This window comes from Curtobacterium sp. NPDC089689 (genome assembly GCF_044749145.1).
Taxonomy (GTDB): Bacteria; Actinomycetota; Actinomycetes; order Actinomycetales; family Microbacteriaceae; genus Curtobacterium.
In genome coordinates this window covers 786111-800149 of record NZ_JBIVHJ010000001.1, presented here as the reverse complement: position 1 = coordinate 800149, position 14039 = coordinate 786111, and the positions used below count along the sequence as shown (strand labels likewise).

The following is a 14039-nucleotide window of genomic DNA, read 5'->3' as shown; positions in this document are numbered from 1 at the left end:
TCCGACCCCGAACGACGTCGAAGGAGCCGTAGTGGCCGCCGCCGAATTCCCCCTGCCCGACGTGGGCGAAGGCCTGACCGAGGCCGAGATCGTCCAGTGGCGTGTCGCCATCGGGGACGAGATCGCCGTCGACCAGGTCCTCGTGGAGATCGAGACGGCGAAGTCGCTCGTGGAGCTCCCGTCGCCGTTCTCCGGCACCGTCACCGGCCTGCTCGTCGCCGAGGGCGACACGGTCGAGGTCGGCCGACCGATCATCCGGGTCGACTCGGACGCGCTCGCCGGTGGCCAGCCGGGAGGCGCGGCTCCCGTCGCCGACGCAGCCCCGGCCTCGCCCGTGGTCGCGCCCACCCCGTCGGTCGCGTCCGCCCCTGCAGCACCGGCTCCCGCTGCGTCCGCGCCCGTCGCTGCGTCCGCGGCACCCGCCGCCGCTCCGGCGGCAGCCGTCACGCCGGTCGCTCCGGCCGTGCCCGCGGCCGCGGCACCGACGTCGGTCGCCGACGGCGCGGGCGTCGTCGGGACCGACGAGACCTCCGGCGCGGTCCTCGTCGGCTACGGCTCGGCGACCTCCGCACCGTCCCGCCGGAAGCCGGGTGCCCGCCGGGCCGCGGCCCTCGCTGCGGAGGCGAGCCGTGCCTCCAGTGCGGACGCCGCGGCGCTCGCCGCAGCCGCTGCGGACCCGGGTGAGGACTCGACCGCGGACGCCGTCGCGAGCCAGGGCACCCGCCCGCGGAAGCAGAGCGTCGCGACCAACGTCCTCGCGAAGCCGCCGATCCGGAAGCTCGCCCGTGACCTCGGGGTCGAACTGAGCGAGATCGTCGCCACGGGGCTCTCGGGTGAGATCACCCGCGACGACGTCATCCGGCACGCGAAGCAGGCCAGCGTGTTCCGCAACATCGAGACGCCCGAGTGGGGCGAGGTCCGCAGCGAGACCATCCCGGTGAAGGGCGTCCGCAAGGCCATCGCGACCGCGATGACCACCTCGGCGTTCACCGCGCCGCACGTGTCGCTGTTCGTGGACGTGGACGCGACGCACACGATGGAGTTCGTCAAGCGCCTCAAGGCCTCGCCGACGTTCGCGGGGGTCAAGGTCTCGCCGCTGCTCATCGTCGCGAAGGCCGTCATCTGGGCGGTCCGTCGCAACCGCTCGGTGAACTCGACCTGGACCGACCGCGAGATCATCGTCCACCACTTCGTGAACCTCGGCATCGCCGCGGCGACCCCGCGCGGGCTCATCGTGCCGAACATCAAGGACGCGCAGGACATGTCGCTGCTCGAGCTGGCGCAGGCGTTGGAGGAACTCACCCTCACCGCCCGCGACGGCAAGACGAGCCCGGCGCAGATGGCGAACGGCACCGTCTCGATCACGAACATCGGTGTCTTCGGCATGGACACGGGCACGCCGATCCTCAACCCGGGCGAGGTCGCCATCGTCGCCATGGGCACGATCAAGCCGAAGCCGTGGGTCGTCGACGGCGAGGTCCGGTCGCGCATGGTGACCACGATCGGTGCCTCGTTCGACCACCGGGTCGTCGACGGCGACGTGGCGTCGCGGTTCGTGCACGACGTGGCCTCGGTGCTCGAGGAGCCGGCACTCCTGCTCGACTGAGGATCTGCGTGCGGGATGCCGCACGTGGCGAGCCGAGTCGCGCGGATGTCGCGTGGTGTTCACGCGGATGTCGGTGGTGCGGGTGAGGATCGGAGCATGGTCCACCAGCTCCTGGTCCCCCCGCAGGAGATCCGAACGGATCGACTGCTCCTGTCACCGCTGACGCCCGGTGACGTCGACGACGTGCACGCGCTCTTCTCGGACGCGCGCACGTGGCAGCACCTGCCCGCGGGTCGGCACCGCTCCCGGGCGCAGACGGTCGAGCTCGTCCAGGCCAAGATCGGTGGACGCATCCGGCACGGACTCGGTTCCTGGGCTGTCCGCTCGGTGCACGACGGCACCTTCCTCGGGGTCGCCGGCGTGGACATGACCGCCGGTCACGTGTGGAACCTCGGCTACCGGTTCGTCCCGGAGTCCTGGGGCGACGGCTACGCGACCGAGGCCGCTGCCGCCGCAATCCGGGCGGCACACGACACCGCGGCCGACGTCCCCGTCACCGGACGCGTGCTCACGAACAACGCCGGGTCGGCCGTCGTGCTCCGGCGCTCCGGGCTCTCCCTGGTGTGGCAGGGCACGACCTCGTCGCCGACGCCCGCCGGGGTCGAGCGCCAGGTGTGGTCGGACCGGGCCCTCAGCAGCGAGCAGCACGACTGGCTCGTCGCGCACGCCTGAGCGGGGCGTCCGCCACGTCTCGTCGCGGCGCCAGGCTGAGCCGTCGAACCACGGGTACGACGTCGAACCAGGGGCGGCGGTCGGTTCGACGTCGGTTCCGTGGTCCGACGCCGCTGCCGCTCCCGCTCGGGCACGCCAGGTCGACGGTCAGTCGGCGAGCGCGTCGCAGAGCTGCGGCAGCTGCGAGCGCAAGGACCACTGCACGGTGTTCCAGTCGTGCCCGCTCTTCGGCGCGGGCATGAACCGCGTCCGGATGCCGGCGCGCGCCGACGCGGCACCGAGCAGCCGAGCGTTCTCGGTGAACTCGCGGTCGCTCGACCCCGCCGTGAGCCAGAGGTCGTGACCGCGGTAGGGCGCGTGATCGGCCATCAGCGCCCGGGGTGCAGCGGCCCTCCACCGTGCGACGGACCCGCCGAACGCCTGGTCCGCGCTGTGCTGCGGCGACTGGTCGATCGGCTGGAGCTCGCTCGAGATCGCCAGCGCCGCCGCGAAGTCGGACGGGTGCCCGGTGAGGAACTGCACCGCACAGGTCGCCCCCTGCGAGAAGCCGACGAGCCCCCAGTGCGACCGGTCCGGCGTCACGGGCAGGTGTGACTCCGCCCACGCCGGGACGTCCCGGGTGACGTAGGTGTCCACGTCCCCGAGTCGGGAGTCGACGCACATCGTGTTCCGACCGGGTGCGGAGAGCTGGTCGACGGAGAGCACGATCGGCGCACGGCCGTGGTGGGCCCGGGCGTAGGCATCGAGCACGGTCCCCATCTGCCCGGCGGTGAACATGTCGCTCGGCGCACCGGGTTGACCGGCGAAGGCGAGGACGACGGGCAGCGGGCGGGGGTCACGGACGAGGGCGGCCGGCGGGAGGTACACGATCGCGGGCCGGGCGTCGAAGTGTGACCGGCGTCCGGGGATCGTCACCGTGCGGACCTCGCCGACGGTCGGCATCGAGGCGGCGGGGGCCGCGTCCGGGTCGAACGCCGGGTACGGGTCGCTCTGGACGACCGTGCCGAGCGTCGGGTACTTGGCGAACTCGACGTTCACCCCGAGCGCCGGCACGAGGAGTGCGGCGGGCACGAGGACGACCGCGACGGCCCGACGCCAGCGCCCGCCCTGCACCAGGGCCGTGACCGCGAGCGCGAGGGCCGCTGCGGCGAGCGCGCACCACATCCGCGTCACCGGGCTGAGCGCCACGCCGAACAGGTTCAGCACGTCGCTCGTCACCCAGCAGGCGAGCAGCACGACCACCGCCGCGGCAGCCGCGATCCCCGCCCGCAGCCCGACACCACGCCACGCGGCGCGGGAGTGCCAGGCCGCCGCCCGTCGCCGGACCGCGGGGAGCAGGACGAGCAGGGCGACGACGACGAAGGCGAGGTCGATCGGGACGAGCTTCGACGGCGCCTGCAGCTGGGTGGCGAGGAGCCACTCGGTGACGGTCACGAGCGACCGGCGGCAGCGGGCGGCGTCGTGGCCGGCTGCTGCTCCGGAGCGTGCGACCGCCGGTGCGCCTGACGGAGTGCCCACAGGTGCTTCGGCCGCAGCCCCGGCACGTACGCCGTGGCGAGCGCCCGAGCGACCCGCGGCACGTGCAGCGGCGTCGGGACCACGAGCCAGAGCGGCTCGTGCCGGGCACCGAACTTCTCCTTGAAGCGCTGGAGCGACCGGAAGCCGTACACCGGCTCGAGGACACGGGCGAGCACGGCGGAACCCCGGGTGACCAGGACTCCGGCGCCCGGGTGCACGGCGAGCGGCGTACCGGACAGGCTGATCGTGGTGAGGCCGGCGTCGCGGGCACGGAGGGCGGTCCGGGCGATGAGGAACTCCATCACGCCGGGCATCCCGTCCTCGCCGCGGCGCATCACGTCGAGCGTCCACCCGGTGAGGGCACCGCGCTCGTGCACGGGGAGCCAGCTCGTGACCCCGACCACGCGGTCCTCGGCGTCGATCGCGAGCATGAGCCGCACGTCCGGGTCGTCGAGCTCCCGGAGGCCACCGAGCGTGAAGCCCATCTCCGGCAGCCGTCGGTCGGCCGCCCAGCGGGTGCAGATCGCCTCGACCTCGCTGCGGTGCTCGGGCGACAGCGCGGCGAACGTCGTCCACTCGTCCCGCACGCCCTCGCGGTCCGCGCGGTTCGATGCTGTCCGGAGGTCCTGGCGCTTCTTGCCGCTCAGGCTGAACGCGGTGACGTCGAGCACGGCCTCGACCCCGACCGGCACGGACGTCCAGCCGTCGGCCGCGAGGATCTCCCGCACGGGTTCGTGCACGCTCGTGAACGCGGGCACCCAGCCGTTGCGCTCGCAGGCCGCCGCGAAGGCACCGAGCACCTCGGCGCGGTCCGCGGCGGCGCACACCGGGTCCGAGACGGTCAGCGCGACGTCGCCGTGCACGCGGTACGCGACCGCGCCGAGTCCGTCCGGGTGCACCCAGGTGGCGTTGCCGTGCCAGGTGCCCATGTGCCCGAGGCTGCCGGCGTCCCCGTCGCGGAGCATCTCGACGAGCGCGGCCTGCGACCCGTCGACGGCGCGGAAGCGTGCGCGGACGAGGCGGCCGTGCAGCCCCAGCACCACGACGACGACGGTGGCGGGCACCAGCCACGCGCCGAGGAGCGTCACCTGCCACTCGAGCGCGTCGAGGCCGAGTCCCTGCCACTGCACGCCGCCCTCCTGCATCGGCTCGATGAGGAACGCATCGGCGAGTACAGCGGTCAGCGTCACGAGGACGCCGACGGCGATCGTCACGCCGAGTCGCCGGCCGTGCTGGACGAGCCAGGCCGCGATCAGCAGGAGGATGCCCACGGCGGCGACGGACCGGTCGCTCATCGCGTCCGCGAACGGCGACAGGACGCCGTCGGCCTGCGGGACGACCAGGGTCACCAGGGTGCCGGCGCCGAGGGCGCTCAGGGTCGCGACGACGAGCGTCCGCGGTGGCGGCACCGCGCGTCCGGTGCGCTCCACCGGCCGGGAGGCACGGGGCGCGACGAGCACGCCGGCTGCGGTCCCGAGGAGGGTCGCCAGGGCACGCGCCAGGTCCGACCCGTGGCCCGCGAACAGCACGAGGGTGAGCACGACGGTCCAGAGGACCGCGCGGACGCGCCACCGCGACTGCGTCGGCATCGTGGCGGACGCCGCGCCGAGCAGCGCCACCGCGACCGTGGACGGCGCGGTGAGGGGCTGCCCGACCGCGGCCTCCGCGTGCGCCTCACCGAGTGCCGATCCGAGGCTCACGACGGCGAGCGTGATGCCGGCGGCGAGCAGGGGCGCGGCGACCCCGACGAGCACCGTCCGGACCGAGCCGAGCCGGCGTTCGGCGACGAGCGTCGTGAGGACCACGGCGACGAGGGCGAGGCACGCCACCGGCGGGTGGTGCGGGAAGTCCGGCTCGGAGTGCATCATCCGCGCCGAGACGATCAGGGCCGTCGCGACGACCGCGACGACGACGGTCACCGGGAACGAGCGGAGCCGGGAGAGGACGGGAGGGAGTGCCACGCTCTCATCGAAGCGGCGAGCTGGGTGCCGGCACATCGCTCCGGGGCGTGATCCTCGGGTGGCCGATCGGCCATCCGGACCTCATCCGACCGACGGCGTGTGGTCGGCGGGGATGCGGAGGTGCAGCGCGTACCCGTCGCCGGGCTGCGGGCCGGCCTCGAGCGACCCGCCGAGCAGCGACGCGCGTTCGCCGAGTCCGATGAGGCCGAGCCCCGAGCCGGGCAGTTCGAGCCGTTCGGCACGCGCGGGGCCGTTCACGAGGTCGACGAGGACCACGCCGTCGTGCATCCGGGCGCTCACCCGCACGGCGGCGTCGGGTGCGTGCTTCCGGACGTTCGTCAGCCCCTCCTGCACGAACCGGTACACCGCGCGCTGCACGGGCTGTCCGAGCGACTCCGGCAGGTCGACGGTCGCGGTGGTCTCGAGGCCGCTGTCGGCGATGAGCCGCGGGAGGTCGGCGAGCACCGGCTGCGGGGCGATCTCCCGCGCGGTACCGCCCGAGGCGCGCAGCACCTGCACCATCTCGCGGAGCTCCTGCAGCGTCACGACGCAGAGCTGCCGGATCGTCCGGGCGAACCCCCGCTCGGCCTCGTCCCGTCCCGCGACCTGGACGGCCCCGGCCTGCACCGCGATGAGCGTCACCTGGTGCGAGACGACGTCGTGCATCTCGCGCGCGAGGAGGGCGCGCTCGCGGGACAGCGCGACCTCGGCCGCCTGCCGTCGTTCCTCCTCGCGGGCGAGCCGGACCTCGGCGAGCTGCTCGGTCAGCCGCGCGCGGGTCCGGACGAGCAGCCCGATCGCCAGCGGCCCGAGGGCGAAGATCACGGCGTAGAGGATCGAGACGACGAGCTCGTCGAGGCTCTGCGGCGGGCCGACGAAGCCGCTGAAGCCGACGAACTGCACGGCCGCGGCGACGAGCATGAGCCAGCGTCGGTCCGTGCGCTCCCCGAGCGTGAAGAGGGCGATGCTCGCGGCGACCACGGCCGACCCGACGAACAGCCCCGGCATGGTGAGCGCGAACGCGAGGACCGGCAGCCGGCGGCGCAGGAGCAGGGCCGCGGCGGCGAGGAGCGACAGCCCGGTCTCGACGGAGGTCGCGCCGGAGATGTCGAGCACGGCGTCCGCGGCGGCGGCCACGACGAACAGGACGTCGACCACCCACCAGGGTGCCCGGTGGGTGCGCGCCCATCGCAGGCCGACGTCGACGAGGCGGTCGAGCCTCCCGTCCGTGTCGCGGAGGGCCTGCACCAGCTGCGACCGGTCCCGGTGCTCAGCCATCCAGCAGTCCCGCCTCGGCCGCGCGCAGTGCGAGCTGCACCCGCGTCGGGACGCCGAACGCCACCAGGAGTGCGCGGACGTCCTCCTTGACCGTGCCGGTGCTCACCCCGAGTCGTCGCCCGATGTCCGGGTTGCTCGCGCCGTCGGCGATGCACCGGAGCACCTGGCGCTCGCGGTCGCTCAGCGGCGGGACCGCGACGGGGCTCCTCGTCGCGAAGAGCCGGCGGCGGTCGACCCCGGGTGCGAGGACCACACCGCCGCGGGCGAGGACGCGGACGTACTCGGCGAGGGCCTCGGGGTCGGTGTCCTTGAGCAGGAACCCGGCAGCGCCGAGCTCCATGGCGCGCCCGATGTACTCCTCGGCGTCGAAGGTCGTGAGCATCGCGACGGCCGGAGGCTCGCGCAGGGCGTGCACCTCCCGCAGGACGTCGAGACCGTTCACGTGCGGCATCCGCACGTCGAGCAGGACGACGTCCGGACGGTGCTCGGTGACCACCCGGACCGCGTCGACGTCGTTCGCGGTGGCGACGACGTCGATGTCCGGCGCCGCCCCGAGGATGAGTTCGAAGCCGTAGCGCACGAGCGTCTCGTCGTCGACGATCACCACCGAGGTCACGGCCGTCATCATGTCACGGGCGTTGGTGTTCCGATGTGGACTCGCTACTGTGATGGGAACTGGTCATGTCCGCGCATGACCACCCCTCGTACCACCAGGACAGCAACGGAGCAGACCGAGCGATGACGACCCGCATCACCGAGGGTGCCGAACCCAAGCACCAGCAGCTGCGGCGCATCCTGCTCGACCTCGCGACCGCGCGGCTCGCTCCCGGCGCGGCGATCCCGTCCGAGCGGCAGCTCATCCAGGAGTACGGCGTCTCGCGGATCACCGTGCGCGAGGCCCTCGGCCAGCTCGTCAACGAGGGCTACCTCGAGCGCGTCCGCGGCAAGGGCACGTTCGTCGCCCACCGACCCGTGCAGTCGACGCTGCACCTCGCGTCCTTCACGGAGGAGATGCGGGCGCTCGGGCACGTCCCGACCACGGTCGTCCTCGTCCGTGAGGAGCGCGTGCCGCCGACGGACACCGTCGCCGCGCTCCGGCTCGCCGAGGACGAGACCGCGTACCACCTCAAGCGCCTGCGGATGGCGGACGGGGCACCGGTCTCGATCGACGACGCCTGGCTCTCGGCGTCGGCGTTCCCCGGGTTGCTCGACCACGACCTGTCCGGTTCCGTCTACTCCCTCGCGGCGACCGAGTACCGGACGCCGATCGACCGGGCGCAGCAGACCGTGGCGGCGAAGCCGGCGGCCGACGACGTCGCCACGTTGCTCGGCACGAAGACGGGCGCTCCCGTGCTCGAGTTCGACCGGGTGTCGTACTCGGGGGACCGCCCCGTCGAGCACAGTCGCTCGTGGTACCGGTCGGACCGCTACCGCGTGCAGATGGAGGTCACCGCGACGGCGCCGCAGGCGGTCGCGTAGCCGCGGCTGCCGCATCGTGCCCGCGAAGGCGACAGTCTGCCGCCCGGACGGCGCGACGGACTGTCGCTCTCGCGTACTCGTCGGAGCTGGAGTGACCTACGCCTCGAAGAGCGCGTCGCCCTCGCGGACCGTGGTGCCGACGGCGCCCTGCGGCACCGAGTCCGGCGCGGAGCCGAGCACGACGACGGGGCAGATCGGCGAGTAGCCGGCGGCGGAGATCACCGACGGGGTGAACCGGACGACCGGGTCACCCGCGGCGACCGCGTCGCCCTCGGCCGCGAGGAGCTCGAAGCCCTCGCCCGACAGCTTCACGGTGTCGATGCCGACGTGCACGAGGACGTCCGTCCCCGCCGCGCCCTGCAGCGCGAACGCGTGCGGGTGCAGCTTCACGATCGTGCCGTCGACCGGAGCCACCGCGGTGACCGACCCCTCGACGCCCGTCGGGTCGACGGCGACCCCGGCCCCGACGAGCTGCCCGGCGAACACCGGGTCCGGCACGTCCGACAGCGCGACGACCGGACCACCGAACGGCGTGCGGACCGCCGTCGTCACAGCTCGTCCTGGATGTCCTGCGCGAGGTTGTCCGCGATCGGGCCGACGATGACCTGCCAGCCGGTGCCGCCACCGACGACGGCCTGGGCGCCGGCGGCCTGGAGGGCGGCCTTGTCCACGAGGTCGCCGTCCTCGACCTCGACGCGGAGGCGCGTGATGCAGCCCTCGACCTCGTCGATGTTGTCGGCACCGCCGAGCGCGGCGATGATGTCGGCTGCCTTGATGTCGGCCATCGTTTCCTCCTTCGTTGAGGGTTTCGCACCAGGTTGACACGGAACCGGTCTCGGTTCAGACTACGGAACTGGTCATGACCGGACAGTACCGGCCAGGTGTCACCGCCGAGCGTACCTGCGCTCGCCCGCGCGACTCAAGCCGCCCGAAGCTCCACCCCAGCAGCTCCACACCACCCCCGCAGCTCCACCCAACGACGAGAGGAACTCCGATGAGCGCCACCACCGCCACGGACGTGCCGGAGAAGAAGACCCCGAAGAAGCAGTCGAAGCTCTTCGCCAACGCACAGCGCCTCGGGCGGAGCCTGCTCCTGCCGATCGCGGTCATGCCCGCCGCGGGCATCCTCAACCGCATCGGCCAGCCGGACCTCCTCGGCGCGATCCCCGGCTTCGAGACCGGCGCCGGTGTGATCTCCGCGGCGGGCGCGGCCATCTTCACGTGGCTGCCGCTGCTCTTCGCGGTCGGCATCGCGATCGGGTGGGCGAAGAAGTCCGACGGCACCACGGCGCTCGCCGCGGTCGTCGGCTACATGGTCATGTACCAGGTGTTCGCGGTGATGTCGCCGATCGTCCTGAAGGGCGTCAAGGACGCGAACGGCGACCAGGCCACGATCAACTTCGGCGTCCTCGGCGGCATCGTCATGGGTCTCGTCGCGGCGGGCCTCTGGCAGCGGTTCCACCGGACGAAGATGCCCGACTTCCTCGGCTTCTTCTCGGGCCGCCGCCTCGTCCCGATCCTCACGGCGGCAGCGGGCCTCGTGATCGCGGTCCTCATGTCGTTCGTCTACCGCTACTTCGACATCGCGCTGACCGCGGCCGGTCAGGCCGTCGCCGACAACGCCGTCATCGGCGGCGGCATCTTCGGCTTCGCGAACCGCCTGCTCATCCCGATCGGGCTGCACCAGCTGCTCAACTTCTTCCCGTGGTTCCAGCTCGGCAGCTTCACCGACGCCGCCGGCACCATCGTGCACGGTGACATCCCCCGCTTCCTCGCGGGTGACCCGACGGCCGGCATCTTCCAGACCGGCTTCTTCCCGATCATGATGTTCGCCCTGCCGGCCGGTGCCCTCGCCATCTGGCGGAACGCGAAGCCGCAGAACCGCAAGGTGGTCGGTGCGCTGATGGTCTCCGCTGCGCTCACCTCGTTCGTGACCGGCATCACCGAGCCCCTCGAGTACTCGTTCATGTTCGTGGCGTTCCCGCTCTACGTCATCCACGCGTTCCTCACGGGGACCTCGCTCGCCCTCGTCAACGCGCTCGGCATCCACGACGGGTTCTCGTTCTCGGCCGGTGCGATCGACTACGTGCTCAACTTCGGCAAGGCGGACGGTGCGATCTGGCTCATCCCGATCGGCCTCGGCTACGCGGTCGTCTACTACTTCCTGTTCTCGTTCGTGATCAAGAAGTGGAACCTCCGCACACCCGGCCGCGAGGAGGACACGATCGCCGAGAACACTATCGACGCGGCCACCAAGGCGTAGCCCGGTCGCTTTCGCGACCACGATCTGACCGGAGGCGCGGTGCCAGCTGGCACCGCGCCTCCAGTCCGTTGCCTGGCAGTTTCCTCACGCGACTGATTTTGACAACCGTTATCAAGAAGCAGTAGCGTCGTCGACATGCAGCAGCGACTCCTCGCCCTCCCGCTCATCGCCGGCGCAGCCGCGCTCGCCCTGTCGGGCTGCGCGACCAGCTCGGCCTCCGGCAACGGGAGCTCGGGCGACACCATCCGGGTGGTCGCGTCGACCAACGTCTACGGCTCGCTGGTCGAGGCCGTCGGTGGTGACGAGGTGTCGGTGACGAGCATCCTCGACGACCCCTCGCAGGACCCGCACTCGTTCGAGTCGAGCGCGAAGACGCAGCTCGCGGTGTCGAAGGCCGACCTCCTCATCGAGAACGGCGGCGGGTACGACGACTTCATGACCACGCTCGCCGACGCCTCGGACACGAAGGCCGACACGATCAACGTCGTCAAGCTCTCCGGCCTCGACGAGGGCGGCGACACCGAGTTCAACGAGCACGTGTTCTACGACTACCCGACGATGGTGAAGCTCGTGGACGACGTCGCGACGCGCCTCGGTGACCTCGACAGCTCGGGCAAGAGCACCTTCGAGGCGAACGCGAAGACCCTCACCGGCAAGCTCGAGCAGCTCGAGTCGCAGACGGCATCGCTGAAGACGCAGTACGACGGGGAGAAGGTCGCGTACACCGAGCCGGTCCCGGGCTACCTCTTCGACGCGATCGGCCTCGACAACGTCACCCCGGAGAAGTTCTCCGAGGCGATCGAGGAGGGCGACGACGTGCCGCCGGCCGCCCTCAACGACACCCTCAAGCTGTTCAGCCAGAAGACCGTGAAGCTCCTCGCCTACAACGACCAGACGTCGAGCGCGGAGACCGAACAGGTCAAGCAGGCCGCCGAGGAGGCCGGTGTCCCGGTGGTCGGTGTCACGGAGACCCTCCCGAAGGGGGATGATTACGTCTCGTGGCAGCAGGCGAACATCGACGCGGTGAAGGCGGCGCTGGCGAAGTGACCGTCCAGGCCCCCGAACGGACCGCCGCTGCACCACGCAGCGGCGGTTCCGCCGTGCTCACGCTCCGCGACGCCGGGCTCTCCTACGGCTCGCGGAAGCTCTGGGACGGCCTCGACCTCGACGTCGCGCCGGGGGAGTTCGTCGCGGTCCTCGGACCGAACGGCGCCGGCAAGACCTCGCTGCTCCGGACCGTCCTCGGCCAGCAGGCGCTGACGAGCGGAAGCATGTCGTTCCTCGGCCAGCCCGTCCGCCGCGGTCACCGTCGCATCGGCTACATCCCGCAGCAGCGGCTGATGGAGGCGGGGACGCCGCTCCGCGCCCGGGACATGGTCGCGCAGGGCGTCACGGGGCACCGGTGGGGCGTCCGTCCGGCGTCCCGTGCCGACCGTGCCCGGGTCGACCGGATCCTCGACGAGGTCGGCGCGACGGCGTTCGCGGACGCCCCGGTCGCCGAGCTGTCCGGTGGCGAGCAGCAGCGCACCCGCGTCGGGCAGGCGATCGCGGCCGACCCCGCGCTCCTGCTCTGCGACGAGCCGCTCATCTCGCTCGACCTCCGGCACCAGCGCGGCGTGACCGAGCTCATCGACCGCCAGCGTCGACAGCAGGGCGCCGCGGTGCTGTTCGTCACGCACGACGTCAACCCGATCCTCGACGTCGTCGACCGGGTGCTCTACATCGCCGGCGGCCGCTTCCGGATCGGCGCTCCCGACGAGGTCCTCCGCACCGACGTGCTGAGCGACCTGTACGGCACGCCCGTCGACGTCGTGCGCACGATGGGCCGCATCGTGATCGTCGGCGCGAACGAGGCCGCGCACGACCACCACTGCGACCCGGACCCGCACGCGCCGACCACGGACGAGGGGCGGATCTGATGGACGTGTGGTCGCAGGTATTCTCCTTCCAGGACTACGGCGAGCTCCTCGTGCTCGTGCAGAACTCGATCTGGGCGGGCGCGGTGCTCGGCATCGTCGGCGGGCTCATCGGTCCCTTCGTCGTCGCCCGGAACATGCCGTTCGCGGTGCACGGCATCTCGGAGCTCTCGTTCGCCGGTGCCTCGGCGTCGCTGCTCCTCGGGGTGAACGTGGTCACCGGGTCGCTCGTCGGGTCGGTGATCGCGGCGCTGCTCATCGGCGTGCTCGGGTCCCGGGCGCGGGAGCGCAACTCGATCATCGCGGTGCTCATGCCGTTCGGCCTCGGGCTCGGCATCCTCTGCCTCGCGCTCTACAAGGGTCGCGCGGCGAACAAGTTCGGCCTGCTCACGGGGCAGATCGTCTCGGTCGACAACCCCCAGCTGACGTTCCTGATCGTCATCGCGGCCATCGTCGTCGCCACGCTGCTGGTGATCTGGCGCCCGCTGATGTTCTCCTCCGTGGACCCGGACGTGGCGGCCGCGGCGGGGGTCCCGGTGCGGACGCTCGCGATCGTGTTCATGCTCGCGCTCGGCCTCGCCACCGCGGTGTCGGTGCAGATCGTCGGGGCGCTGCTCGTGCTCTCCCTGCTCGTCACCCCGGCCGCCGCCGCGCTCCGTCTGAGCTCGCACCCGGTCGTCGTGCCCGTGTTGTCGACGGTGTTCGCCGTGACGAGCGTCGTCGGCGGCATCCTGCTCGCCCTCGGCGGCGGCCTGCCGATCAGCCCCTACGTCACGACCATCTCGTTCGCGATCTGGGTGGTGTGCCGGATCGTCGGAGCGCGGAAGGACAAGCGCGGACGCGACCGCGTCGCACGACGTGAGCGGACCGGCGGAGGTGATCCGGGCCTCCAGGCGGGTGCCGGAGCAGCAGCGAAGATCGGAGTCAGCGCGTGAACGCCGTGCAGAAGCCCAAGCGGAACACCTGGCAGCGAGAGGCCGTGCGCGGTGCGCTCGACTCGACCGAGGGGTTCGTGAGTGCGCAGGCGCTCCACCAGCACCTCCGTGAAGGCGGGTCGACCATCGGACTCGCCACCGTCTACCGGGCGTTGGCCGACCTGGCGTCTGAGGGGGACGCGGATTCGCTGCAGCAGGACGGCGAGTCGCTCTACCGTGCCTGCACGACCGCCGAGCACCACCACCACCTCATCTGCCGGAACTGCGGGCGGACCGTCGAGATCGAGGCAGACCCGGTCGAGCGGTGGGCGCAGGAGGTGGCAGCGCAGCACGGGTTCACGAACGCGAGCCACGTCGTGGACATCTTCGGCGAGTGCGCGGCGTGCACCGCGGAGCGGTCGGGCGCGTAGC

At 72.2% G+C, this 14039-nt stretch carries 14 protein-coding genes; 8 read left to right on the top strand and 6 right to left on the bottom strand.

Annotated elements, in window-relative coordinates; genetic code table 11:
• Positions 1-31 precede the first annotated feature (31 nt).
• Together ACIPYW_RS03795 and ACIPYW_RS03790 are read left to right on the top strand one after the other, a co-directional pair.
• Positions 32-1606 carry a dihydrolipoamide acetyltransferase family protein gene (locus ACIPYW_RS03795; protein WP_400410837.1) on the top strand — a complete coding sequence of 525 codons (1575 nt, stop codon included), beginning with the start codon at positions 32-34 and terminating at the stop codon, positions 1604-1606.
• A gap of 96 nt (positions 1607-1702) precedes the next feature.
• Positions 1703-2278 (top strand): GNAT family N-acetyltransferase, encoded by a 576-nt coding sequence (locus ACIPYW_RS03790; protein WP_400410835.1) that lies wholly within the window; start codon positions 1703-1705, stop codon positions 2276-2278.
• Between the two features lie 147 nt (positions 2279-2425).
• Here the strand turns inward: ACIPYW_RS03790 and ACIPYW_RS03785 are convergent, their stop codons facing one another.
• From ACIPYW_RS03785 to ACIPYW_RS03770, 4 genes are all read right to left on the bottom strand, one after another.
• Positions 2426-3712, bottom strand: a complete 1287-nt coding sequence (locus tag ACIPYW_RS03785; RefSeq protein ID WP_400410834.1) for an alpha/beta hydrolase — start codon at positions 3710-3712, stop codon at positions 2426-2428.
• Positions 3709-5757, bottom strand: a complete 2049-nt coding sequence (locus ACIPYW_RS03780) for a bifunctional lysylphosphatidylglycerol flippase/synthetase MprF (RefSeq protein WP_400410832.1) — start codon at positions 5755-5757, stop codon at positions 3709-3711. The genes ACIPYW_RS03785 and ACIPYW_RS03780 overlap by 4 nt, the downstream gene beginning before the upstream one ends.
• An 81-nt stretch (positions 5758-5838) precedes the next feature.
• Entirely contained in the window at positions 5839-7035 is a 1197-nt protein-coding gene (locus tag ACIPYW_RS03775) for a histidine kinase (RefSeq protein ID WP_400410830.1), read from the bottom strand.
• Positions 7028-7660 carry a response regulator gene (locus ACIPYW_RS03770; protein ID WP_400412506.1) on the bottom strand — a complete coding sequence of 211 codons (633 nt, stop codon included), beginning with the start codon at positions 7658-7660 and terminating at the stop codon, positions 7028-7030. Before ACIPYW_RS03770 ends, ACIPYW_RS03775 begins: the two co-directional genes overlap by 8 nt.
• A gap of 56 nt (positions 7661-7716) precedes the next feature.
• Here ACIPYW_RS03770 and ACIPYW_RS03765 point away from each other — a divergent pair, with 56 nt between their 5' ends.
• Positions 7717-8514, top strand: a complete 798-nt coding sequence (locus ACIPYW_RS03765; RefSeq protein ID WP_290132981.1) for a GntR family transcriptional regulator — start codon at positions 7717-7719, stop codon at positions 8512-8514.
• A gap of 96 nt (positions 8515-8610) precedes the next feature.
• On the opposite strand, the gene ACIPYW_RS03760 is transcribed toward ACIPYW_RS03765, so the two are convergent.
• Both ACIPYW_RS03760 and ACIPYW_RS03755 read right to left on the bottom strand, forming a co-directional pair.
• Positions 8611-9066, bottom strand: a complete 456-nt coding sequence (locus ACIPYW_RS03760) for a PTS glucose transporter subunit IIA (RefSeq protein ID WP_400410828.1) — start codon at positions 9064-9066, stop codon at positions 8611-8613.
• Complete coding sequence (locus tag ACIPYW_RS03755) at positions 9063-9299, bottom strand: PTS transporter subunit EIIB (RefSeq protein ID WP_058741885.1); 237 nt, start codon at positions 9297-9299, stop codon at positions 9063-9065. The genes ACIPYW_RS03760 and ACIPYW_RS03755 overlap by 4 nt, the downstream gene beginning before the upstream one ends.
• 209 nt (positions 9300-9508) lie before the next feature.
• On the opposite strand from ACIPYW_RS03755, the gene ACIPYW_RS03750 reads away from it, so the two are divergent.
• The 5 genes from ACIPYW_RS03750 (at position 9509) to ACIPYW_RS03730 (ending at position 14038) form a co-directional block, all read left to right on the top strand.
• Positions 9509-10777 (top strand): PTS transporter subunit EIIC, encoded by a 1269-nt coding sequence (locus tag ACIPYW_RS03750; protein ID WP_400410826.1) that lies wholly within the window; start codon positions 9509-9511, stop codon positions 10775-10777.
• A gap of 135 nt (positions 10778-10912) precedes the next feature.
• A complete protein-coding gene (locus tag ACIPYW_RS03745; RefSeq protein ID WP_400410825.1) occupies positions 10913-11824 on the top strand; it encodes a metal ABC transporter solute-binding protein, Zn/Mn family in 912 nt (303 codons plus the stop codon).
• Positions 11821-12696, top strand: a complete 876-nt coding sequence (locus tag ACIPYW_RS03740; RefSeq protein WP_400410823.1) for a metal ABC transporter ATP-binding protein — start codon at positions 11821-11823, stop codon at positions 12694-12696. Before ACIPYW_RS03745 ends, ACIPYW_RS03740 begins: the two co-directional genes overlap by 4 nt.
• Positions 12696-13628: a metal ABC transporter permease gene (locus tag ACIPYW_RS03735; RefSeq protein WP_400410821.1), complete on the top strand. Its 933-nt coding sequence runs from the start codon at positions 12696-12698 to the stop codon at positions 13626-13628. Before ACIPYW_RS03740 ends, ACIPYW_RS03735 begins: the two co-directional genes overlap by 1 nt.
• Positions 13625-14038, top strand: coding sequence for a Fur family transcriptional regulator (locus ACIPYW_RS03730; protein ID WP_400410819.1), 414 nt, complete (start codon positions 13625-13627; stop codon positions 14036-14038). Before ACIPYW_RS03735 ends, ACIPYW_RS03730 begins: the two co-directional genes overlap by 4 nt.
• The last annotated feature ends 1 nt before the right edge of the window (position 14039 follow it).